The following is a 20,712-nucleotide window of genomic DNA, read 5'->3' on the forward strand; positions in this document are numbered from 1 at the left end:
AAGTAAGAAGCTAAAGCATTGGTAAGACTTCAACTTCTAACTGGGGACCGAATGGACAACCAAGCGTAGATGCGATCTAAAGGCGTGAGTACAATCGCATTACCTAGGATGACCAAAATAAATCCAATAAAGGTGTTTTGCTGCCACTCAAAGCCTTCAAATAAGGTACTCAAGGCCACGGCAACAAAAGGAAATAACACTATCAAATAACTCGCTTTCTCAGGACCAATATTCTTGAGTAGTGAGAAATAACAACCAAAGGCAATAACGGTGCCAAACACGCTGAGGTAAATCAGAGACCACCAATATGATGCCGGCGCTTGGTTGATAAACTGATGTTCACTAAAGGCGACATAGGTTGCTAACATGACAGCGCTGTAAAGCATACCCCACGCATTTCCCGCCATAACATCAATTTGCTGATTGGAATTGCGTACGCTCACCATATTACCGAGTGACGCGACCACTGTTCCTAATAGAGCTAATGATAATCCCAAGAAGGCCTCGCTTTGCAAATCAAATGCGACCAAATCGTGCCAAAACAAGCTGACTATCCCAAGCGTGCCCAGTGATGCGCCAAAGTAAATTCGCTTTGCAATAGGTTTGGCAAAAAATAACTTAGTATTGACGATGTTAACGACCAATAATAATGAAAACGCAATTGATGCCATCGCTGACGTTAAATGTGCCTGAGCCCAATACAAGAAGAGATAGTTAGCACCAAAATTACACAGCGCTAAGAGGATGAAAAAGCCGTGATCTCGGCGAGAAAATCGCATTGGCACACGCTTATAGATGACAAACGCCCACATACAAACCGCGGCGAGGCCAAAGCGGTAAAACAGCGACACAAACTCGTTGATGCTGCCAAGTTGGTATTCAATGGCAAGCCATGTTGATCCCCAAATCAACACAGTGATGGCGTAAAGAAATAGATTTTTCATGATCGGCTCTAGATTCAAACAGCAGTGGAAGTCTGTAGTTTACGCTGTTATTCTGTATAAGCTATATACAGAATTTGCTAATTTATACCTATACAGATTATTGCTTATGAGTACCGTTATTCAACGCCAACATTCCGCCTTTCTCTATCAGCAGGTGATCCAAATGATCTTGTCGATGGCAGAACAAGAGTCTATTTTACCGGGCGAAAAGCTTCCCTCATTGCGTGTTATGGCGCAAAACTTAAATGTCAGTATCCCAACGGTAAAGCAGGCCTATCAAGCGCTTGAAGATCAAGGAAAAGTGGTTGCCAAAGAGAAGTCCGGCTACTTTTTATGCCACAGAGCTTCGCACAACGACTCTCCGAAGCGTGCACGATTGCCCGCCAAACCTGTAGTGGTTAACAAGCAGGCGTTGATTGAACAAGTGTATAAGGGGATCCATCAGCCACATGCAATCCCCTTAGGTATCGCTAACCCCATTGCCATTGCTGGTACCGAGCAGGTTCTTGCCAAAATTATGCGCCGCGCAATGAAAGAAGCAGGGAATGAACTCATTAATTATGGTCCTATGGATGGTTTAGATAGTTTAAAAAAGCAAATCGTGCGGCGTTATTTGGATATGGGCTTAGCAATAGATATGGATGAAGTGGTGATCACCAATGGCGCGCAAGAAGCATTGGCGATTGCGTTACAAGCGGTGACCAAGCCCGGAGACGTGATAGCGATTGAATCCCCCTGTTATTTTGGCATTGTTGAACTGGCTGAAAACTTAGGGTTAAAGGCCATTGAAATACCTGTTTGCCCGGATGATGGCATTTGGTTGAGCGACCTTGAACGGGCACTTGAAAAGCATGATATTCGAGCGTGTGTGTTTTCTACCAGTATTAGTAACCCGCTTGGTAGCTTTATGCCAGATACGAGACGTGCGCAGCTGGTGGCACTATTAGAGCAACGTGACGTGGTGTTGATAGAAGACGATGTGTATGGCGATTTATATTTTACCGAGCAGCGCGGCATACCGGCACAAGCATTTAGCCAAAAGGGTTTAGTGATCACATGTGCGTCATTTTCAAAAACCGCAGCGCCCAGCTATCGAGTGGGTTGGATGGTCGCCAGTCAATTTAGTGCAAAAGCAAAGCGCATAAAACGTGCGTTGAGTTGCTCGTCATCTTTAATGAACCAATGGGCATTGGCGGACTTTCTCAGCTCCGGAGGCTACGAGCGCCATTTAAAGTTGGTCCGTAAACGGTTAATTGAGAATCGAGACCGTATGATCCAAGCGGTGAATGTTGCATTTGGTAGTGAGGTAAGAGTCAGTCGCCCGCAAGGCGGTTGTGTGCTGTGGTTAGACTTAGGTAAGCACGTCGATGGTGCCTTGTTGTTCCAAAAAGCCTTGGAGTGTGGGATCAGTATTACGCCTGGTACGCTATTTAGTGCCAGCAAAAAGTATCAAAATTGTATACGGATCAGTTATGGCTTGCCGTGGGATGCGTCGGTAGAGCAAGCGATTAAAACGCTGGGGGAATTGGCTGATGCACAAAGGAAAGGGTTGGCATAACGTACCCTTAATTAAATGTAAGTTATGCCAAGGTCAGATTATTTAAATTTAAACAGTTGGTACTCTGACATGGCGGGGATAGACTTTGCGACAATGGCTTCGTTTTTCGCGATTTGTTCAAAGTCGCCACACAGTGCGTCGGCTTTTTTCTCAATAGATTCTGCCTGTTGTTCAACTTTGGTTTCGATTTGCGTTGCGAAGTTTTCCATACGTTGTTCAAAGCTGCTCATATCACCGTTTGCATCTGACATTTCGTTGCCAATCGCAACCAGTAAGCTACCTATCGATTGCATCATGGCACCTTGTACTGCGGTCTCGATTTTTTCTTCAAACTGATTATCAAAATTTTGGCCAAACTCATCAAAGGTTTGCTTGCCCATCACAAACGCACCTTGCTGATAAAACGTATTTTGCACTTCTGTTTCGAGGTCATCGATCACAGCATGGATTCTATCTAAACTAGTTAAATTAAAGGTTTGTGCCACTTCATTAAGGGCAACGCCCGCTAGTTTTATGCCTTCAAAAGCAATATCAGCCACTTGTGGTAGGCGGCCTCTTAGCTCATCACCGTATTGCGTGAGCATCGTTTTTTGCTGTGTATTAAGTGCGATGCGCTCGCCATTGAGTGTCAGTTCGCCAAGATTGTTGATCTCAGCTGTTTTGTTTTTGGCCGTTGTGATCACCAAGTTATCAGGCGTGATCCTAACGTCATTTTGAAATTCTACTTCACAATTGTCACCGCTAAACGTGATGTTATTTTTTTCGTGTGCAGCGACGGTGGTTGTCATCATTGTTGCTGCTGTTAGTAGTAAAATTTTATTCATGGTCGATCCTTATTGGCTCAGTTGCATGATTGTTGTTACAAGAACAATGCCAAATATAAACTCAAATAAAATCAATATATTATGTTTTATTGTTAAAAGTTAATGTGCTCTAAAAGTGATGAAATTGACTAAAATATAGTTGTTTTTGTCAAAATGAATTGGGTAATAAAAAATTTTTATTGTAAGGATAAGAAACTCTCACTTTTCAGAATGACAATTTAGCGCTAAATAGTGATCTTGAGAGACGGCTCTCATTTTATTAATGACTATTTTATTTTGGAGTTAGTTGTGGGTAAGACATTCTCTTACGATGCGCTTGATGATGATTTTGCAGACGATGAATTTGAAAAGTTGGGTCGTAACCAACATGACAAGCAAAAGCGTAAAGTCAAAAGAAAGCTAGACGACTACTTAGAGCAAAAACGCCTACGTAGAAATCTAGGCGATGATGATTTCGACTATATTGATGATTGATCACTAGACGTCATCTACGAGTCTAGCACTGACAGTAATTCAATTTGGCTGTGTGATTAAGCAGGGCTGTGGGTTACTCAGTGCGATGTCTGAGTTACTGTGTCGTTGGTGATAGCCAAGCAAGTGACGAGATATTCAGATAGTAAGCAGCCGCAAATATGCGGCTGTTTTGTTTTTATACGATTGGTATTAATCTTTAAAAGATTTATGGCAGTCTTTACAGCCTTTTGCCCAATCTTTAAATGCAGAAGCAATCAGCTTTTTGTCGCCAGAGTCAGCTGCAACAGCCAGTGCTTGAGCATACTCGGCAAATTGCTTGGCTTTACCATCGAACTCAGCTCTGTTTGACCAAACGGCTGGTAGGGCATCAGTATTGCCTTTGTCAGAACCGTCGATAAATGCTTCCCAAGGCATTTGCGATAATTGCGCAGCATTGTGAGCACGTTGCTTAAATACTTCAGCATCAAATGGTACTTTGCCTTTTAGCATATCGCCCATATTGCCAATCTGGAAACGGATCAATTGGAAAGACGCTTGGCGGTATTCAATTGCATCTTCAGTCGATTCAAACATAGTGTTAGCTTGTGCTGTTGCTGCAAGACAGCTAAATAGTGTGACGGTAAGTAGTTTCTTCATAGTAAACCCCTAATATTTTTCCCTATTTTCAATGTAAATTACAAATATAATCAAACAATTGCGATAAGTGCCCTGTGACGGAAGCAACTAGTTTTAAATAATCAACTCTCGATGTCTTTGAATATCATGCCCCTGCGCATACTGCGGGTGGCCAGAAAGATTTCTCCAAGCAAAGAGACAAACGCGCCAATAAGCAGCACCATAGCCGCGATAAAACAAGACGATAAAGTAATACCCAATGGCATACTGTACAAGTGCGACATGAACAGCAGCATAACCACTGCACACACAAGCAACGCACTGAGTACACTCATGCTAAATGCAACGTGAATAAAACGAGACCGTTTTAACAGTGCGCGCATTTCACGGCTAAAGTGCATTTTGAGTTCTTCATCTTGCGTGGTATTAATCTTGCGATCGAGTAAACGCGCCCTATCCGTGATCCGTGCTAAGCGGTTTGATAGTACCCCTAAGGTCGCAGCAATACCCGTAATTAAAAATACAGGGGCAACGGCGGTTTGGATAACTTTGGCCATCGTGAGAATGCTAACGACTTCTGGATTCATATAGTTACCTCGTTAATTCCAGTTTAGTTTTGATAAGGTGTTGGGTTGCTCACCGATGAGGGTTTGCATCACTTGGTTGCGTTCATCAAGCAAGATGACTCTAGGAATGCCTTTATTGGCATACGTGTTGTACATATCTCGATTGGGATCGGCAACAAAATGGATGGGCAATTGCATGGTTTCGTTGAATTGCTCAAGTGTAGTGTTAGTTTCTTCTCGACCAATGGCAACGATGGTTAACTCGGCTTGGGTGAGTAATTCAGATTGTTTTAGTTCACTCAATAAGCGTTGCGAATCGGAGCACCATGTCGCGAATAAAATTACCAACTTTTTGTGATTAGCATCGAACCTAACGGCTTGGTTTTTGATATCCGTAAATTGCAAATGTTTAAAGGTGTCGCCAGTGTGGATATAGGTCTGATAGCCATCGTCTGCTTGTGGTAGCGCTTCGTTAGAGGCCTTGCAGCCACTTAATCCGGTAGCGAGTACGGTGCTAAGTAGTAACATTTTTATTGTTGTTTTCATGCCTATCCCTTGATTCCATGTCGGTGTTTTTGAAGTCTTGCGCACATTTCAGTATATTGCCCGACTTAGATGATTTCTTAAAGTCCAATTTCTTATAGCCGTTGATATGATTTATCTTTCTTTATTTGGGCTTGCTTTTGTTGCCGCAACCTTATTACCTGCGTCGTCGGAGCTGGCGCTAAGTGGGTTCGTTGTGAAACAGCAAGGCGAACTGGTTTGGTTATGGCTGGCTGCGACAACAGGTAATTTACTAGGTAGCTGTGTCAACTATTATCTTGGCTGGTTTATCGCTAAGTGGCGGAATAAGCGCTGGTTTCCGGTTTCTCAACAGCAATATGATAAGGCTTGTGGACTATTTAATCGTTACGGTAAGTTTTCATTGCTATTTGCTTGGCTACCCATAGTCGGAGATCCTTTGACTGTGGTAGCGGGGTCTCTACGGGCCTCTTTTGGGTGGTTTTTTGTGTTAGTCGCGCTCGGTAAAGGCGCCCGTTACGCACTGGTGATTTACCTTGCCTTACAGGTGATTTCTTAATACCAGAAGGCAAGGAAGTGCATATCAGGGTCTTATCGCTTAATTTAGCTTCTGTACCAATCAAGCGTGAGTGACACTGAGTCAGCAAACCGTAAAGCGTGCGGTTTATCTACGGTGACTTTTGCATACGTCACGTCTTGATGTTGGTGACATTCAGCAAGTATGTCAGCCACTAATTTCTCAAGTAACAAAAAATGCCCTTCTTCTACCAGTGTGATGACAGCTTTGGTCACCGTTTTGTAGTTAAGCGCGTGAGCCACGTTATCATGATCTAAACATGCCGTATCCGCTGGGTAGTGAATTTCAATATTGATCACGACATCTTGCTTTTTTTCCCGCTCCTCGGGATTAAAACCAATAAAGGTACGTAGCCTTAAATTCGTCACCTTAATAATGGCATTCGACATAGCGTGCTTATCCTTTCACTAACTGTAAAAATTCGTTGCGGGTTTTGGGGTCGCTTCTGAAATTACCAAGCATGACAGACGTTCGCATACTAGAGTTTTGTTTTTCAACCCCACGCATCATCATACACATGTGTTTGGCTTCGACGATCACGCCAACGCCTTTTGCGCCGGTGACTTCCTCAACGGCCTTGGCGATTTGATGAGTTAGCTGCTCTTGGATTTGAAAACGTCGGGCAAACATATCAACAATGCGGGCAAATTTAGACAAGCCAAGCACTTTACCGTCAGGTATATAAGCGATGTGACAACGGCCAACGAAAGGTAGAAGGTGATGCTCACACATAGAGTACAACTCTATATCTTGGACCAGCACCATATCATCGGCATCCGAGCTGAATACCGCGTTATTGGTGATTTCATCCAGTGTTTGACGGTAGCCCTGAGTAAGATACTCCATCGCTTTCGCTGCGCGCTTTGGCGTATCTAATAATCCTTCGCGGTCTGCATCTTCACCCACGGCGTCAATAATTGTTTTATAACTCTGTTGTAATTTGTCTTGCATAATGCGTTACCTCAAATGGCGGCCACCGTCGATTTGTACCGTGCGTCCTGTCATATAGTTGCTAGAGAGTATCATGTCGACACTATTGATAACTTCTTTGCTACCAGGCTCAATTCCCATAATAGACTTTTTCAAGGTTTTTGCCTTGTACTCATCACTATCGTCTTGATTAAAGATGATAAGTGAAGGTGCAACGCTATTCACTTTGATGTTAGGTGCAAACTTAGCGGCAAATGACCGAGTTAAGTTATCTAATGCAGCTTTACTTGCGGCATAGGCAATGTGTTTTGGACTGCCTTTTTCTACTACATAGTCAGTAATATGGATCACATCGCTGACGTTATTGTTGGCTGTCAATAAGTCGCTCAAGGCATGATTGATCAAATAGGGGACTTTAGCGTGAATCCGCATCATATTGTCGAATAATGCTGAAAAATCAGGGTTGTTGGCTTCACAATCCCAGCTCGATGCATTGTGGATGATAGCACTGAGTGCGTCGGTATGGGCACGAATTTGGTTGTTGAGTTGCGTGATTGCTTCTGGCTCGTCAAAATCAGCCTTGATACAAATGGCACCTAGCGATGCTAGTTCATCGATAACTTGATGTTTGGTGCGATACGTCAATATGACGGCTTGCTGTTTAGCGAGAAAGTGTTTCACCAAAGCAAGTCCAATGCGCTGTGCGCCACCAGTAATTAAAATAGGTGCAGCTGCGGGGCTCATACGTTAATCACCTTGTGAATTGAGAAATTAAGGTTGGCAGGATGAATAACTGGTTATCTCCTGCCAACAATACTATTGTTCGTCGTATACCGTAGGAATTGGTTGACGCTTGTGTTGGGTGCGCTGATAAATGGCAATAAGTTTGTCGTTTACTTCACTGCTAACAGGCTTACCTTCAAGGAAGTCATCAATATTGTCATAGCTTAGTCCCAGCGCTTCTTCATCGGAAAGGCCTGGGCGGTCGCATTCGAGATCGGCTGTCGGTACTTTATGTACTAGTCCCGCAGGTGCCCCGAGAAAAGCCGCTAGTGCGCGAACTTGGCGTTTTGACAGGCCAAACAAGGGCGCTAAGTCGCAGGCGCCGTCACCAAACTTGGTGTAAAAGCCCGTGATGTTTTCAGCGCTGTGATCGGTGCCGACGACTAAACCGCGAGTCAGGCCTGCTATTTCGTACTGCGCGACCATGCGCTGGCGTGCTTTTACGTTTCCTTTAATAAAATCCACGCTGGCTTGTGAAGGCAGTGGCACGCTTCCACCCGCCATGGCAGCAAGTGCTTGCTCGTGCATGGCATCGGCCGCAGGCTTGATGTTGACTGTTAAGCGCTGACTCGGTTGGATAAACTCAAGTGCAAGTTGCGCTTCATCTTCATCAGCTTGAACACCATACGGCAAGCGCATGGCAATAAATTTATAAGCCCCAGTACCATGTTCAGCATTGAGTTCATCGATAGCTAGCTGGCATAGACGTCCACAAGTTGACGAATCAACTCCTCCGCTTATGCCAAGCACAAGGGTGAAGCAGCCAGAGGCTTGTAATCGTGCTTTTAAAAATGAGACACGTCGTTTGACTTCAAATTCCGGGTCAATAATTGGCTGAACTTTCATTTCGGCCATGATTGCTTCACGCATACTGGTTCCTCAATACTATCGGGGCGATAAACTTCTATTATGTTGGTGCTGACGCGCTTTTTAAAGCCCTAAATGTGCTTTGATGGTGGCGAGCTCTTGCTTTAATTGCTCAATTTCGGCAATTAAGCTTTCGATTTCGCTGTCATTTTGGGTGCCGGTTATGGGTTCTGCAGGCGCTGTTGATTCAACGACTTGGTCACCAAACAAGTGTTGATAACGACTTTCTCGTTTTCCTGGTTCTCTGGCAAGCTTAACTACATAATCCTGTTCTTGCATCGCACTTAATGTCGCTTCAACGTCCTGTACGGAGCTGAACTCTGCGAGGCGGCCGCTGCGGGTACGCAGTTCACCTGGAGTTTGTGGTCCACGCAGTAACAACAAACAGATAATCGCTTTTTGTTTCGCGTTGACTTTCAGGTGGCCAAAATCACTGTTACAAAAGCGCTGGCTGTATTTGTCGACGCGACCAGAGAGTGCTTCGTCGCAGGTAATTAAGCGTTTTTCTTGTAGGCGAGTCAGTGTGTCTAGCACATCATTTTGAGAGAGTTCCATCACCGGCTCGCGATTCGACTTTTGATTACACGCATTGGTGAGGCCGTTGAGTGACATGGGGTATTGTTCTGGGGTGGTGACTTGCTTTTCGATTAAGCTACCCAGTACGCGTTGCTCTTGAGTATCTAATTGCATCACTTTCCTTATTTTTGTTGTTGCTGATGAGATGTATAACATCATCTTGATAGTAGCAATATAATACCAATATTTACTGTAGCAAAGTGTGTGAGCTAACTTTGTTGGGCCGTAGACGAAGGTGCTTGCATTGTTTGCTGCGGTTTTATTTGCAGCAGCTTGGCTTTTAGCTCATCAAAGTCAATGGGTTTGGTGAGGTAATCATCCATTCCAGCATCAAGGCATTTTTCTCTATCACCTTGCATCGCGTTGGCGGTGAGTGCAACGATCACGCTATGCTGATGGATTTTTCCGGCAACACCTTGGCGGATCTGCTGTGCTGCCTGATAACCGTCCATCACCGGCATTTGACAATCCATTAGAATTACATCGTAAGGTTTGTTAGTTGATTGTAAGTGTGCAAGTGCTAACTCTCCATTTTCTTGGCAGACGACTTTTGCACCTAAACGCTCTAACATCGTCATCGCAACGGTTTGGTTTATCCGATTATCTTCCACCAATAAGATTGAGCGTGCTAACAGGGGTTCAGCATTGACCTGTGAGTCGGTTTTGACGGATGTCGGCTTGTCTGGGTCTTGATAATCAGAGTTGAACACCTGAAGTGCTGCATATGGCGTAATGGGATAGTACACCCGCTCACAGGAGGAAAATAGCGAGAGCGTTTCGCTACTTTGCTCTTCAACGGCAACCATATGTACGATCTGCTGCTGTGTTAGCTGCGCTTTGAGTGCTTGTTGTTTTTTCCGCGGCGTGGCATTGAGTAACTTGGCATCCAAAATAACAGCAAGATGTGAGGATGGTTGTTGCAGTTGTGTCATGAGCATATCTAGTTGCTGCACGTGTAAGCACGTGATATGCCAGGGCTTCAGTAGTTTACCGTAGTCTTCATTGATTTCGCTTAATATATATAACGTTGAGTTATCTGATTTCTCATGTACGGTAATGGGTTTAGCTGCTGTCAAAAGCACATTGCAGGAAAACGTGCTGCCAACGTGTTCTTTACTAAATGCTTGTAGATCGCCACCGAGCAATTGAGACAATTGCTTTGCAATGGTGAGACCAAGCCCAGTACCACCATATTGTCGAGTGGTTGATAAATCTGCTTGGGTAAATGAATCAAAAACTTTATTGAGCTTTTCCTTTGAAATACCGATACCGGTATCTTCGACACTGCACCATAACCGAGTTTGATCGCCCGTTTGTTCGGTATGGCAGCTTAATGTCACTGAACCATCATGGGTGAACTTAATCGCATTGCTTAACAAATTATTAAGGATTTGTTTGAGGCGATTAGGATCTGTTTGTGCGGTATGGACTTTCATACCTGATAAATCGATATGTAGCCGATTATTGTTGGCATCAGCGGCGCGCACAAAACCAGATAGCATATTACTTAACATCTCGATAAGGTCGAACTCAACAAATTCGATCGTTAGCTTACCAGCCTCTATTTTGGAAAAGTCGAGAATGTCATTAATGATGGTAAGCAAGGACTTCGCTGAACTATGTGCCAAAGAGAGCTGGTGGTGTTGAGTCGAAGTGAGTTGTGAGTGCATAACGAGCTCAATCATACCCATTACGCCATTGAGTGGCGTGCGTATTTCATGACTCATACTGGCTAAAAACTCTGCTTTCATTTTAGCGGATTGTTCTGCTAAGTCTTTATCAATGATGGCTTGATTTTTTGCTTTTTGATGGGCTTTATTGATAAAGAGGCTTCCTAGCATGGCGGCGATAGATTTCATTAAACGGAGGTCGCTTTGACCCCAACCTGGACTTACAACATCGTACTCTGCACAAAGAACGCCTAAGGTTTGGTTTTTATGACTGATGGGGCAGCAAAGCATCGCCTTAATTTCAAAAGGTTCAAGGTACGTTGTAGTGAGGGCCATGGTTGCAGGGTGGTTTTCAGCTTGTTCTGCCGCAATTATTTGACCACTCTCAATTTCACTAAAGAATGCAGGCGCTATTGCTTTTCGCCAAGGAGGAAAGTGCTCTAAGTTATCCATCGCTGCATTTGAAAAACACACTGGGATCAGCTGGTTTTTATCCTCATTAAATTGCCAAATGCTCACTTTATTAACCTCCACTCCTTTTCTACAGGTATCTGCACAGAGTGTGAGTGCTTTGTTGAGATGGTTATTTAAGATGGCTTCGTGAGAGCTCAAATGGGCAAGGAGCTCATTATTCTTGGCGAATTTATCGTGTTCCATTTCCATGATTTTGCGTTTATGGATGTTTTGAATGGAACCAAAAATGTGGCTAGTGCATTTGCCATTGCGAATAGAACGCGCTTTCACTAGCACCCATAAGTCGTCTAGATTTTGGGTTTGGATAATAAATTCTTCTTCGAACTCATGGCCTGTTTTTATAAGTTCATCCACACAGTCTTGCAAACGCTTTCTGTGCAAACCCGCTTTGAAAAACTCTGTTGTATTCATCCAAGTGGGCTGAAATTGTCTCGGCACGCAGAAAATACTACGAGTGACGTCCGACCAAATAATATCGCGTGTTTTGACGTTAATTTCCCATGCACCAACTTCTGCGAGTATGCCCATATTGGTCAGTGACAAAGCATTTCGTTGCAGTTGCGATAGCAGTCGAGTGATGAAGATAAATGCGGCAATAAAGATGATAATCAACGCGATGATAGCTAAGCGAAAAGGCCACACTGCAGTTGCCGCTGGTTGCCAACCAATGCGAGGCACGGCGTAGAGTTCCCATTCACCGGAGGGCACGTTGACACTAAATGCGATGGGGGCAAGCGAATGAATATTACTATTGCCATAAAAGTAATCTCCGTCTTGGCCTTTACCATCAACGCCTTGAATCGCGATCAGATATTGACTTTCTAATGCGGTAAAGTTTGCTTGTTGATACAGACTATCCATATCGAGCACAACAGAGAGTAATCCCCAGAAATGAGTTTTGTCAGTGTAAACGGGAACTCTTGCGATTAAACCTGTGCCTCCTTGCAGCAACTCTAGTGGACCTGCCATCACGATTTCGCGACTTTCTTTGGCGAGTAACGCGCCGTATTTTTGCGTCGGATGGGTTTGATAGTCTAAGCCTAAGGCTTTTTCATTGCCCTTCAATGGGTAAATATAGTCGAGCCGCATATTTGGAGCCGCTCCGATATTACGAAGAATTTGGCTACTATCGAATAGGGGTTTTGCGAGCTGTTCGAAGCGAGCTTGAGAGAGTTCGGATTGACCAGAAAGGGCAATGCCTAGCCCTCTGACCAGTTGAACATTTTTTGCCAGAATACCTTCTATTTTGGTGCGATAGACATTCACCTCTTCGGTCGAACGACTCTTTTCTATCGCGATTAAGCGGCGATAGTTTACTTGATCAACATACCATGCCACTGCGATGATAACGACTAGCAAAAGCCAGAAGCTATATTTCACAAAGCGAAATTTAAGTGGTGATGTCGATAGTTCAGAGATCATGGTGCTTCTGTGTTGAAGACGATGATTTAACTATAGTTCAGTCCTCGCAAAGCGAAATCTAATTAACCAAAATAAAATGCTTTAACTTGATTGTCTTATAACTGTGACAAAGTCGAGAATATTGGTTTATTAGCCAATGACATGCTATATCTTCTAGGCATAAATTAGCACTGGATACATTGTTAAGGGATGGTCATGCTTACTTGGATTAAACGAATTGTTGTCGCTCTGCTGTTACTGGTATTGCTTGGTACTGCAAGTATATATGGCTTACTTGCGCTAAGTTTGCCCGCACTGGATGGTAAAGGTAGTACATCGGAGATTGATAATACAGTAACGGTAGCGCGCGATGCCATGGGGCAAGCTGTGGTGTCGGCTGACACCCGAGCAGATGCGTCGTATGGATTGGGCTTTGCACATGGTCAGGACCGCTTTTTTCAAATGGATCTACTGCGTCGCAATGCCGCAGGTGAATTGAGTGAGTTATTTGGCTCGGCGGCCATTGGCCTTGATGAAAGCATGCGATTCCATCAATTCAGAAAACGGGCAAAGCTTATCGTGATGTCCTTACCTGAGGCGCATAGGCAAATCCTTGAGCGTTATACACAAGGGGTGAACGATGGGCGAGTACAAGCTGGCTTCACCAGTTTTGAATACCTGCTTCTAGGTGCAACTCCTGCACCATGGCAGCCAGAAGACAGCTTACTCACTATTTTTAGCATGTATCTAGACTTGCAAGCAGGTACTTATGAGCGCGATGAAACCTTAATTGCGCTTAAGCAGCAATATGGTCAAGATATGCTCGATTTTATCTTGCAGCCTAGTCAATATCAGGCTGCTTTGGATAACAGTATACTTACGGCATCCCCAGTTACTATTCCTGCATTACAGCAACAAATCGTGCAAGCTCAGCCATCACATATTGCTGATGTGCCGCTTTACGGCAGTAATAATTGGGCCGTAACAGGTGCGCTTACAAAGACAGGTTCGGCAATGTTATCCGACGATATGCACCTTGGCTTAAATGTGCCGTCGATTTGGTATCGTGCCCAGCTTAATTATCAGGATCAGGGCCATGCAATTCAGGTAACTGGGGTGTCGTTACCGGGCGCTCCAGCCATTGTGGTTGGAAGCAATAATCGCATAGCGTGGGGATTCACCAATGGTTATTTAGATACAGCTGATTGGATTGAGCTTGACGCAGACGCCAAGACGCAGTTCATTGCTGAAGAAATTAAATTGCCTGATGGCAAAAGCCATACCTATCAATTGGAAATGAGTACATTTGGTCCCGTTAAACAACTTGGAGATAAGAAGCTAGCGCTGAGTTGGGTTGCTCATCAACCCTATGCCGTAAACCTAGAGCTTGTGCAACTTGAGCGATTAACTGAAGTTCAGCAAGCAACAGAACATGCCAAAAAGGTAGGGATCCCTGTACAAAACTTGATGGTGGTAGACAGTAAAGGCGCAGCTGCTTGGACGCCGATGGGGGCTATTCCTGCACGCAAAATGGTTCATGACACGGCGTTGAATACAGAGCAATATGAGCAAGCGTGGCAGCACAACGAACAAGTTCGCCCGGTTGTGCAAAACCCTGAAAACGGTAAATTGTGGACGGCTAACTCTCGCGTGGTTTCAGTTGCAGATAATCAAAGGTTTGGTGATGGCGGCTATGCGTTAGGTGCACGTGCCGTGCAGATCCGCGATGGACTGTTAGGTCAGCAACAATTTACGGAAGCGGATTTCTATCAGCTGCAATTGGACAATCGCGCCAAGTTTTTAGCGCCGTGGCACGAGCACTTAGTATCCCTATTGCAAAACCAACATTCCGCATCTTTTGAAAATGATATTTCGCTCCTTAATGACTGGCAGGCTTGTGCTTGTGCAGATTCAGTCGGTTACACCTTAGTAAAAGCCTACCGCAACGCACTGATCGACACTCTTTTCGCACCCTTGGAGCAGCACTTAAACACACAAAAATTGTCGATGAAGCCGGTTAAGCGTTATCTTGAGCCCTCACTCTGGCAGCTCTTAACCGAGCAGCCAAATAGTTGGTTGGGCGAGCATGGTTCTTGGCTTGAGTTAGAGTTGGCTGCTTACAAGCTTGCCAAGCAGCAACTTAGCGAAAAATATGGCAGTAATATGGCCGCTTGGCGCTGGGGGGATGTTAATGCACTCAAGGTGCAGCATCCTTTCTCAAAACAAATGCCAATGCTGAGTGGTTTGCTAGATATGCCAACCGCACAAGCTTTTGGTGATACCTTTATGCCTGCGGTGCAGGGTAAATCATTCGGCGCATCGCAACGCTTTATCGCACAACCAGGTCATTTACAAAATGCAATTTTAACGGTTGCTGGTGGCCAAAGTGGACATCCGTTATCGCCGTTTTATCGATCTGGATTTGCAGATTATGCCGAAGGAGAGAATACCCCCTTGCTACCTGGTGAATTAACTCACCAGATAGTCATTTCACCTAAGTAATGCTTTGCACTGAACGTATCGGAGGGGGTTAACTTACGCCCTCCGATACACGCAAAATCGGTGCTGCGGTAACACGGTTACGACCTGAATGTTTGCTGTCGTAAAGTGCGGCATCCGCGTGTTGAATGACGACCTCAAAAGTTTGGCTAGGATCCCAATTTGCAACGCCAAAACTCATGGTGACTTTAAGAATGTCGTTTTCAAAACTGGTGGTCTCGACGGCTCGTCGTAGTTTTTCCATGCGCTGCATTGCTTCTCCACTAGAGCAAGGCGCGAGCACGATTAAAAACTCTTCACCACCCCAACGAACTGCAATGTCTGCAGGGTGAATATGTGCTTTGATTGTTTCGGCCACACTTTTTAAAATTTGATCTCCTTTGTCATGGCCAAAGGTGTCATTGATTTTTTTAAAGTGGTCGATATCCGCCATCACCAAACATAAAGGAGAGTGAGTAGAGATACAGTTTTCTTTAGCATGGGTGATTAACTCGCGCGCATAGCGACGGTTGAACATTTGTGTGAGCGGGTCGTGTGCAGCGAGTTCTTCTAATTTGTCTCTTTGTTGCACTGTCATTTTACGTATGTGGCTGATTGTGTAGATCATTGGAATACCACATATGAGCACATTGGCAAAATGGACATAGGGAATTAACTGTTGATAGCGATATTGATAGGCAACATCACCAAACAATAATTCTAAGACTGCGAATAGCGTGATCAACACAACGGAATAAATCACGGCATTACGTAACCTGAGTTGGTAATCTAGCAGCATGAGGCAAGACACTGTCCAGAGATAGTACTGAAACCCGAGTGACATGCCGAGATAGGCACACACCAGCGTCGCATGGATGGCGACTTCAAGGCAGAAAACCCGCAGTGCAATCGAGGGTTTACTCGCATCAATGAGTTTAATGCCAGCGTACCACATCAGCACACTACCCACGTTTACCAAAGCAAGTATGTTCACCTCTAAATGCCAAAAGACGCCAATGAGGCCTGCGTGTAGCCACATGCAATACGCGGCCACACGTCGTAATAATGCAAATTTTAATGCTTCTACTTGGTCTGGTTTGCTATAAGGGTGGTATTTAGTCAAACGTAAGCTCTTGTGGTATTCACAATAAAATAAGTATAGAAGCTCTATTGTGATTTGCCGTCTATTTGACCTAAGCTCAGGTTATTCGCTCAGCATCCAGCAAGGTTGGCTGTAGTAGAGTGAGAGATAGGTAGATAATAAAAGCTTTGGAGTTGATATGTCTGTAGAAAAAGCGCGGATCACGCTATGTAACCTAGAAAAGTCTGACTACGATCAGGTTAAATCATTAATGGATGAAGCCTACCCAGATCTCGGTGGTGCGTGGCCTAGTCATACGATATTTAGGTTGATTGACCAGTTTCCTGAGGGACAGATCGGTGTCAAAGACGGTGAGCGTCTCGTCGGTATCGCGCTGAGTGTTCAAGTTGACTATCAAACCTTTTCTAACCCGCATACCTATGAAGACATTGTTGACGCGCATAGCCGAATTTTTAGTGATAGTAATGCTGATGCGCTTTACGGGCTGGACGTAGTGATAGCCAAAAGCCATCGTGGTCTACGTCTTGGTCGACGACTGTATGATGCCCGTAAAGAGCTTTGTCGTCAGTACAACTTGCGTGCGATTTTAGCAGGTGGCCGTATTCCGCTTTATAAGCAATTCCGTGGCAGTATGTCGCCAATGGAGTATATCAACAAAGTCGACCATAAAGAATTACACGACCCCATTCTAAGCTTCCAACTTGCCAACGACTTCCAAGTAAAGCGATTGCTTAAGCAATATCTGCCGGAAGATCAGGACTCCGAAGGCTATGCGACCCTACTTGAGTGGAATAACATTCTCTTTGAGCCCACCGATACCGTGATCGAAAGCAAGAAAACCATCGTCAGAGTGGGGGCTGTTCAGTGGCAAATGCGCCGGGTGGAATCGGTAGAGGAGCTAATGAAACAAGTTGAGTATTTTGTGGACACGGTCTCGGATTACCAAAGTGACTTTATCCTTTTCCCTGAGTTTTTTAACGCGCCACTAATGGGTCTCGGAAGCTATAGAAATCAGACCGAAGCAATTCGTGCGTTGGCGACGTATACCGAGCAGTTTAGAGCCGCTATGTCGCAAATGGCGATTGAGTACAATGCCAATATTATCACCGGCTCTATGCCGCTACTAGAGGGCGACAAGCTCTATAACGTCAGTTACTTATGTCATCGCTCTGGCAAAGTGGATGAACAACGTAAAATTCATATCACCCCTCACGAAGACTACGATTGGGTTATCAAAGGCGGTGATAAAATAGAGGTGTTCGATACAGATGCGGGCCGAGTAGGGATCCAAGTATGCTACGACGTGGAATTTCCAGAGCTATCGCGGATCATGGCTGAAAAAGGGCTGGATATTTTGTTTGTACCATTTTGGACTGACACGAAAAACAGCTATTTAAGGGTAAGGCATTGCGCGCAGGCCCGTGCGGTTGAAAACGAATGCTACGTGGTTATCGCTGGAAGCGTTGGTAACCTACCACAGGTAGAAAGCCTAGATGTGCAGTACGCGCAGTCAGCGGTGTTGACGCCATCGGACTTTGCTTTTCCTCATGATGCCGCGCTCAACGAAGCAACACCAAATACGGAAATGCTGTTATTTAGTGACTTAGATTTAGATAAACTCAAAATATTGCATAGTGAAGGAACGGTGCGTAATTTACGAGACCGAAGAAAAGACCTGTATTCTGTGGAGTTGAAACAAAAATAGTATGGCGTGGGTTTATTTAATTATGGCTGGCCTGTTTGAAATAGGTTGGCCCGTTGGTCTGAAAATGGCGCAACAAGCCGATACTCGTTGGTTAGGCATAGTGATAGCCGTTGGTTTTATGGCCTTGAGCGGCTGGATGTTATGGCTGGCGCAAAAGCAAATTCCACTGGGTACCTCGTATGCAGTGTGGACAGGTATTGGCGCGGCAGGCACATTCTTAGTGGGTATCTTTTTCTACGGTGACCCAAGTAGTTTTATGCGCTACTTGGGCGTGTTACTTATCATCAGTGGGGTTGTGGTACTTAAGTTAGCATAACCAAAATAGCCGCGACGGCGATGAGTAAGAGTCCCATTGAGTCGCGCTTCTTTACTGGTGCTTTGAGCCACAAGAATGAGATAAGCAAAGTGAAAAACACTTCGATTTGGCCGAGTGTTTTCACGTAGGCGACATGCTCAAGGCTCATTGCGCTAAACCAACCTATAGAACCGATGCAACTGCTAACACTAATGGCCAGCGTCAGTTTGCGGCGTTGCCACAGCACGCGCCAAGAGTGTGGTTCGCGCATTGTCAAATACATACTCAACATCACAGTTTGGCAAACCAGCACTAATAATAACACCCAGGCTGCACTGTGGGGGAAAGGTAGGCCCGATGCGATACTGGCTTCACGCACCCAAAGAGAAGTAAGCGCGAAGCTTGTTCCACAGGCTAGTCCCACTAGTGCAGTTTTGCCATTGAAAGCACGCAGGCTAAAACCGCTCAATAACAACACCGCGATAGCACCGATAAAGACACCAAACCAACCGAGTAAAGTTAAGCTTGAGCCAAAAAAGAGTACGCCCAAAATTGCCGCCACGAGTGCCTCACTCTTCGCAAGTCCAGCGCCTATGGCGTAATTATTTTGCTTAAATAGCACCACCATTAACCCCGTCGCGATGATTTGCATGACACTGGCACCCAGCACAAAGGCTAAAAAGTCATCGTTAATGATGAGCGATTCTGCAGGAGCGATCTGATAAAGGCTCCAAAGATATAGCCCCGCAAGTGGGCTGGCTAAAATAAATCTTGCTAAGGTGACGCTGGCTGTGGAGGCGCTTTCACTCAATTTGCTTTGAAAAGCATTTCGCCAAGCCTGAGAAAAAGCAGCTAGTAAGGTGAACAAAATCCACATGAGAGGTGACTCTACAATGCTCGAATGTGTATCAGCATACCGGATAGGAGCGAGTCTGAATAAATGAATTATCGTGATAGTGAAAATAATTCAATGTGTATTCAAGGTGCTACGGAAGCATTCTTGTGGTTGGCGTACTGCGGCAATTTGCCACATGTTCAATTTTCAGTATCACGATATGATTAACGTCGATGCTACAAGATTGGGCCATAGGTTAGGGTATTACGTATTCACTTATGGCTTTTCTTTTTAACGCTATTCTGCTCTACTGAGTTGAATAATCAAAAGGTTGAAGGAGTATCTTGTGGGTATACTAATCATCTGTGCAATTCTTGCCATCTTACTACCTTATTTTGCCAAAATCCCTGTGGCAGTGGCGATGAATAAAGAAGGGGGCTACGACAACAAGCACCCGCGTGAACAGCAAAAGAAACTAACTGGGCTGGGGGCAAGAGCGCTGGCCGCACATCAAAACTGTTTTGAGTCATTAGCCGTGTTTGCTGTCGCCTTGGCCGTTGCGTTTGGCACCCAAACCTACACTCCTCTGGTCGAATGGCTAGCTATAGGCCATATTGTCGCTCGAGCATTATATTGTGTGCTGTATTGGGCGAATATTGACGTGCTGCGCTCCATTGTCTGGGCGCTAGGACTCGGCTGTGCTATCGCCATTATTGTGGTGTGTGGTTTATAGTCGTCCTTTGCGTGACTCTACACTTAGGTCAACTGAATTAACTCTGCTGAAATCTCTTTCACTTCAGCGGAGTTAACCTCTAGCTGTGTCAATGCTAAGTTTGCGATACGCACTCGGTATAAGTCGATAACCCGATAACCACAGTAATGTGCCATTCTTCTGATCTGGCGATTGAGTCCTTGGCGTAACACTATTCTAAAGCGGTCATGTGCGATTTGCTCAACGGTACAGGGGAGGGTTATTTGGCCCTTCACTGGCACGCCGGCTGCCATTTTAAGGCAAAAATCTGGGTCTAGAGGCTTGTCAACTTGCACCTCATATTCTTTCTCTTGATGATGGTCAGGGTGGATTAACTGCTGACACAGTGCCCCATCATTGGTGAGTAGTAGTAGCCCCCTGCTGTCTTTGTCTAACCGACCTATTGGATACACACGACACGATTTTGGTAGTACATGGTAGATACTGGCAGGGTCATCTGGATTCACTTTGCAGTCTATACCCACGGGTTTATGGTAAACAAAGAGTCTTCTCGTTTGTGGCGGCGCGACCGGTTCACCATCGACCATAATGCAATCGGTCAAATTGATGTGATCTATATGGTTTGCCAAGCGGCCATTTACGGTCACTCTTGCGCTATCAATTAAGCGAGACGCTTGTCGCCTAGAGCAAACACCGCAGTGGCTGAGATATTTGGCCAAACGCATCGGATAGGACATAGACATTCACATGATCAAAAAGAGATAACAGCGCGTATTGTAGGGCAACAGACTGTTTGGATCTATG

The 20,712-nt window shown here is 44.9% G+C and carries 21 protein-coding genes; 7 read left to right on the forward strand and 14 right to left on the reverse strand.

The window, feature by feature from the left end; all coding sequences use genetic code 11:
* Positions 1-29: 29 nt before the first annotated feature.
* Positions 30-944: a DMT family transporter gene (locus EXT47_RS00085; RefSeq protein ID WP_039490974.1), complete on the reverse strand. Its 915-nt coding sequence runs from the start codon at positions 942-944 to the stop codon at positions 30-32.
* Here EXT47_RS00085 and EXT47_RS00090 point away from each other — a divergent pair.
* The gene (locus tag EXT47_RS00090) at positions 943-2,502 is read left to right on the forward strand and encodes a PLP-dependent aminotransferase family protein (RefSeq protein WP_039490976.1); all 1,560 of its coding nucleotides are present in this window, start codon (positions 943-945) and stop codon (positions 2,500-2,502) included. The two genes, EXT47_RS00085 and EXT47_RS00090, sit on opposite strands and share 2 nt — an antisense overlap.
* A 38-nt stretch (positions 2,503-2,540) precedes the next feature.
* Here EXT47_RS00090 and EXT47_RS00095 read toward each other — a convergent pair whose 3' ends face one another.
* Positions 2,541-3,326 carry a YggN family protein gene (locus EXT47_RS00095; protein WP_039490979.1) on the reverse strand — a complete coding sequence of 262 codons (786 nt, stop codon included), beginning with the start codon at positions 3,324-3,326 and terminating at the stop codon, positions 2,541-2,543.
* 288 nt (positions 3,327-3,614) lie between these two features.
* On the opposite strand from EXT47_RS00095, the gene EXT47_RS00100 reads away from it, so the two are divergent.
* On the forward strand, positions 3,615-3,800 hold the full coding sequence (locus tag EXT47_RS00100; protein ID WP_010604204.1) for a PA3496 family putative envelope integrity protein: 186 nt from the start codon (positions 3,615-3,617) through the stop codon (positions 3,798-3,800).
* A 189-nt stretch (positions 3,801-3,989) separates the two neighbouring features.
* Here EXT47_RS00100 and EXT47_RS00105 read toward each other — a convergent pair whose 3' ends face one another.
* The 3 genes from EXT47_RS00105 to EXT47_RS00115 all read right to left on the reverse strand — a co-directional run bounded on the left by EXT47_RS00105 (position 3,990) and on the right by EXT47_RS00115 (position 5,527).
* Entirely contained in the window at positions 3,990-4,436 is a 447-nt protein-coding gene (locus EXT47_RS00105) for a cytochrome c (RefSeq protein ID WP_039490981.1), read from the reverse strand.
* 101 nt (positions 4,437-4,537) lie between these two features.
* Positions 4,538-5,002, reverse strand: coding sequence for a DUF2721 domain-containing protein (locus tag EXT47_RS00110; RefSeq protein ID WP_017219384.1), 465 nt, complete (start codon positions 5,000-5,002; stop codon positions 4,538-4,540).
* A 12-nt stretch (positions 5,003-5,014) separates the two neighbouring features.
* The gene (locus EXT47_RS00115) at positions 5,015-5,527 is read right to left on the reverse strand and encodes a thioredoxin-like domain-containing protein (protein WP_039490983.1); all 513 of its coding nucleotides are present in this window, start codon (positions 5,525-5,527) and stop codon (positions 5,015-5,017) included.
* Between the two features lie 106 nt (positions 5,528-5,633).
* Between EXT47_RS00115 and EXT47_RS00120 the strand changes: the two genes are divergently transcribed.
* On the forward strand, positions 5,634-6,062 hold the full coding sequence (locus EXT47_RS00120) for a YqaA family protein (protein WP_039490985.1): 429 nt from the start codon (positions 5,634-5,636) through the stop codon (positions 6,060-6,062).
* A gap of 44 nt (positions 6,063-6,106) precedes the next feature.
* On the opposite strand, the gene folX is transcribed toward EXT47_RS00120, so the two are convergent.
* The 6 genes from folX to EXT47_RS00150 all read right to left on the reverse strand — a co-directional run bounded on the left by folX (position 6,107) and on the right by EXT47_RS00150 (position 12,802).
* A complete protein-coding gene (gene folX, locus EXT47_RS00125) occupies positions 6,107-6,469 on the reverse strand; it encodes a dihydroneopterin triphosphate 2'-epimerase (RefSeq protein WP_010378103.1) in 363 nt (120 codons plus the stop codon).
* A gap of 7 nt (positions 6,470-6,476) precedes the next feature.
* On the reverse strand, positions 6,477-7,031 hold the full coding sequence (folE, locus tag EXT47_RS00130; RefSeq protein ID WP_039490987.1) for a GTP cyclohydrolase I FolE: 555 nt from the start codon (positions 7,029-7,031) through the stop codon (positions 6,477-6,479).
* A 6-nt stretch (positions 7,032-7,037) separates the two neighbouring features.
* Positions 7,038-7,754: a dihydromonapterin reductase gene (folM, locus tag EXT47_RS00135; protein WP_039490988.1), complete on the reverse strand. Its 717-nt coding sequence runs from the start codon at positions 7,752-7,754 to the stop codon at positions 7,038-7,040.
* A 72-nt stretch (positions 7,755-7,826) separates the two neighbouring features.
* A complete protein-coding gene (gene nadE, locus EXT47_RS00140; protein ID WP_039490991.1) occupies positions 7,827-8,663 on the reverse strand; it encodes an ammonia-dependent NAD(+) synthetase in 837 nt (278 codons plus the stop codon).
* 60 nt (positions 8,664-8,723) lie between these two features.
* Positions 8,724-9,350 carry a YceH family protein gene (locus EXT47_RS00145; protein WP_039490993.1) on the reverse strand — a complete coding sequence of 209 codons (627 nt, stop codon included), beginning with the start codon at positions 9,348-9,350 and terminating at the stop codon, positions 8,724-8,726.
* 95 nt (positions 9,351-9,445) lie between these two features.
* A complete protein-coding gene (locus EXT47_RS00150) occupies positions 9,446-12,802 on the reverse strand; it encodes an ATP-binding protein (protein ID WP_039490995.1) in 3,357 nt (1,118 codons plus the stop codon).
* A gap of 195 nt (positions 12,803-12,997) precedes the next feature.
* Here EXT47_RS00150 and EXT47_RS00155 point away from each other — a divergent pair, with 195 nt between their 5' ends.
* Complete coding sequence (locus EXT47_RS00155; protein WP_039490997.1) at positions 12,998-15,283, forward strand: penicillin acylase family protein; 2,286 nt, start codon at positions 12,998-13,000, stop codon at positions 15,281-15,283.
* 28 nt (positions 15,284-15,311) lie between these two features.
* On the opposite strand, the gene EXT47_RS00160 is transcribed toward EXT47_RS00155, so the two are convergent.
* The gene (locus EXT47_RS00160) at positions 15,312-16,382 is read right to left on the reverse strand and encodes a diguanylate cyclase (RefSeq protein WP_039490999.1); all 1,071 of its coding nucleotides are present in this window, start codon (positions 16,380-16,382) and stop codon (positions 15,312-15,314) included.
* Between the two features lie 157 nt (positions 16,383-16,539).
* On the opposite strand from EXT47_RS00160, the gene EXT47_RS00165 reads away from it, so the two are divergent.
* Together EXT47_RS00165 and EXT47_RS00170 are read left to right on the forward strand one after the other, a co-directional pair.
* Positions 16,540-18,066: a carbon-nitrogen hydrolase family protein gene (locus EXT47_RS00165; RefSeq protein ID WP_010378119.1), complete on the forward strand. Its 1,527-nt coding sequence runs from the start codon at positions 16,540-16,542 to the stop codon at positions 18,064-18,066.
* Position 18,067: 1 nt separating this feature from the next.
* Complete coding sequence (locus EXT47_RS00170) at positions 18,068-18,382, forward strand: multidrug efflux SMR transporter (protein WP_010604216.1); 315 nt, start codon at positions 18,068-18,070, stop codon at positions 18,380-18,382.
* Here the strand turns inward: EXT47_RS00170 and EXT47_RS00175 are convergent.
* A complete protein-coding gene (locus EXT47_RS00175) occupies positions 18,369-19,238 on the reverse strand; it encodes a DMT family transporter (RefSeq protein WP_039491001.1) in 870 nt (289 codons plus the stop codon). The two genes, EXT47_RS00170 and EXT47_RS00175, sit on opposite strands and share 14 nt — an antisense overlap.
* Positions 19,239-19,542: 304 nt before the next feature.
* On the opposite strand from EXT47_RS00175, the gene EXT47_RS00180 reads away from it, so the two are divergent.
* Entirely contained in the window at positions 19,543-19,929 is a 387-nt protein-coding gene (locus EXT47_RS00180) for an MAPEG family protein (RefSeq protein WP_039491002.1), read from the forward strand.
* A 23-nt stretch (positions 19,930-19,952) separates the two neighbouring features.
* Here the strand turns inward: EXT47_RS00180 and EXT47_RS00185 are convergent, their stop codons facing one another.
* Positions 19,953-20,645: a pseudouridine synthase gene (locus EXT47_RS00185; RefSeq protein WP_039491003.1), complete on the reverse strand. Its 693-nt coding sequence runs from the start codon at positions 20,643-20,645 to the stop codon at positions 19,953-19,955.
* Positions 20,646-20,712: the final 67 nt, after the last annotated feature.

Source organism: Pseudoalteromonas sp. CO342X, assembly GCF_004208915.1.
GTDB lineage: Bacteria > Pseudomonadota > Gammaproteobacteria > Enterobacterales > Alteromonadaceae > Pseudoalteromonas > Pseudoalteromonas maricaloris.

What these genes read in the sequence shown, in the direction of transcription:
- EXT47_RS00090 (WP_039490976.1), top strand. Translation starts at nt 943, where the DNA reads ATGATCGGCTCTAGATTCAAACAGCAGTGGAAGTCTGTAGTTTACGCT.
- EXT47_RS00085 (WP_039490974.1), bottom strand. Translation starts at nt 944, where the DNA reads ATGAAAAATCTATTTCTTTACGCCATCACTGTGTTGATTTGGGGATCA.
- EXT47_RS00095 (WP_039490979.1), bottom strand. Translation starts at nt 3,326, where the DNA reads ATGAATAAAATTTTACTACTAACAGCAGCAACAATGATGACAACCACC.
- EXT47_RS00105 (WP_039490981.1), bottom strand. Translation starts at nt 4,436, where the DNA reads ATGAAGAAACTACTTACCGTCACACTATTTAGCTGTCTTGCAGCAACA.
- EXT47_RS00110 (WP_017219384.1), bottom strand. Translation starts at nt 5,002, where the DNA reads ATGAATCCAGAAGTCGTTAGCATTCTCACGATGGCCAAAGTTATCCAA.
- EXT47_RS00115 (WP_039490983.1), bottom strand. Translation starts at nt 5,527, where the DNA reads ATGAAAACAACAATAAAAATGTTACTACTTAGCACCGTACTCGCTACC.
- EXT47_RS00120 (WP_039490985.1), top strand. Translation starts at nt 5,634, where the DNA reads ATGATTTATCTTTCTTTATTTGGGCTTGCTTTTGTTGCCGCAACCTTA.
- folX (WP_010378103.1), bottom strand. Translation starts at nt 6,469, where the DNA reads ATGTCGAATGCCATTATTAAGGTGACGAATTTAAGGCTACGTACCTTT.
- folE (WP_039490987.1), bottom strand. Translation starts at nt 7,031, where the DNA reads ATGCAAGACAAATTACAACAGAGTTATAAAACAATTATTGACGCCGTG.
- folM (WP_039490988.1), bottom strand. Translation starts at nt 7,754, where the DNA reads ATGAGCCCCGCAGCTGCACCTATTTTAATTACTGGTGGCGCACAGCGC.
- nadE (WP_039490991.1), bottom strand. Translation starts at nt 8,663, where the DNA reads ATGCGTGAAGCAATCATGGCCGAAATGAAAGTTCAGCCAATTATTGAC.
- EXT47_RS00145 (WP_039490993.1), bottom strand. Translation starts at nt 9,350, where the DNA reads ATGCAATTAGATACTCAAGAGCAACGCGTACTGGGTAGCTTAATCGAA.
- EXT47_RS00150 (WP_039490995.1), bottom strand. Translation starts at nt 12,802, where the DNA reads ATGATCTCTGAACTATCGACATCACCACTTAAATTTCGCTTTGTGAAA.
- EXT47_RS00155 (WP_039490997.1), top strand. Translation starts at nt 12,998, where the DNA reads ATGCTTACTTGGATTAAACGAATTGTTGTCGCTCTGCTGTTACTGGTA.
- EXT47_RS00165 (WP_010378119.1), top strand. Translation starts at nt 16,540, where the DNA reads ATGTCTGTAGAAAAAGCGCGGATCACGCTATGTAACCTAGAAAAGTCT.
- EXT47_RS00170 (WP_010604216.1), top strand. Translation starts at nt 18,068, where the DNA reads ATGGCGTGGGTTTATTTAATTATGGCTGGCCTGTTTGAAATAGGTTGG.
- EXT47_RS00175 (WP_039491001.1), bottom strand. Translation starts at nt 19,238, where the DNA reads ATGTGGATTTTGTTCACCTTACTAGCTGCTTTTTCTCAGGCTTGGCGA.
- EXT47_RS00185 (WP_039491003.1), bottom strand. Translation starts at nt 20,645, where the DNA reads ATGTCCTATCCGATGCGTTTGGCCAAATATCTCAGCCACTGCGGTGTT.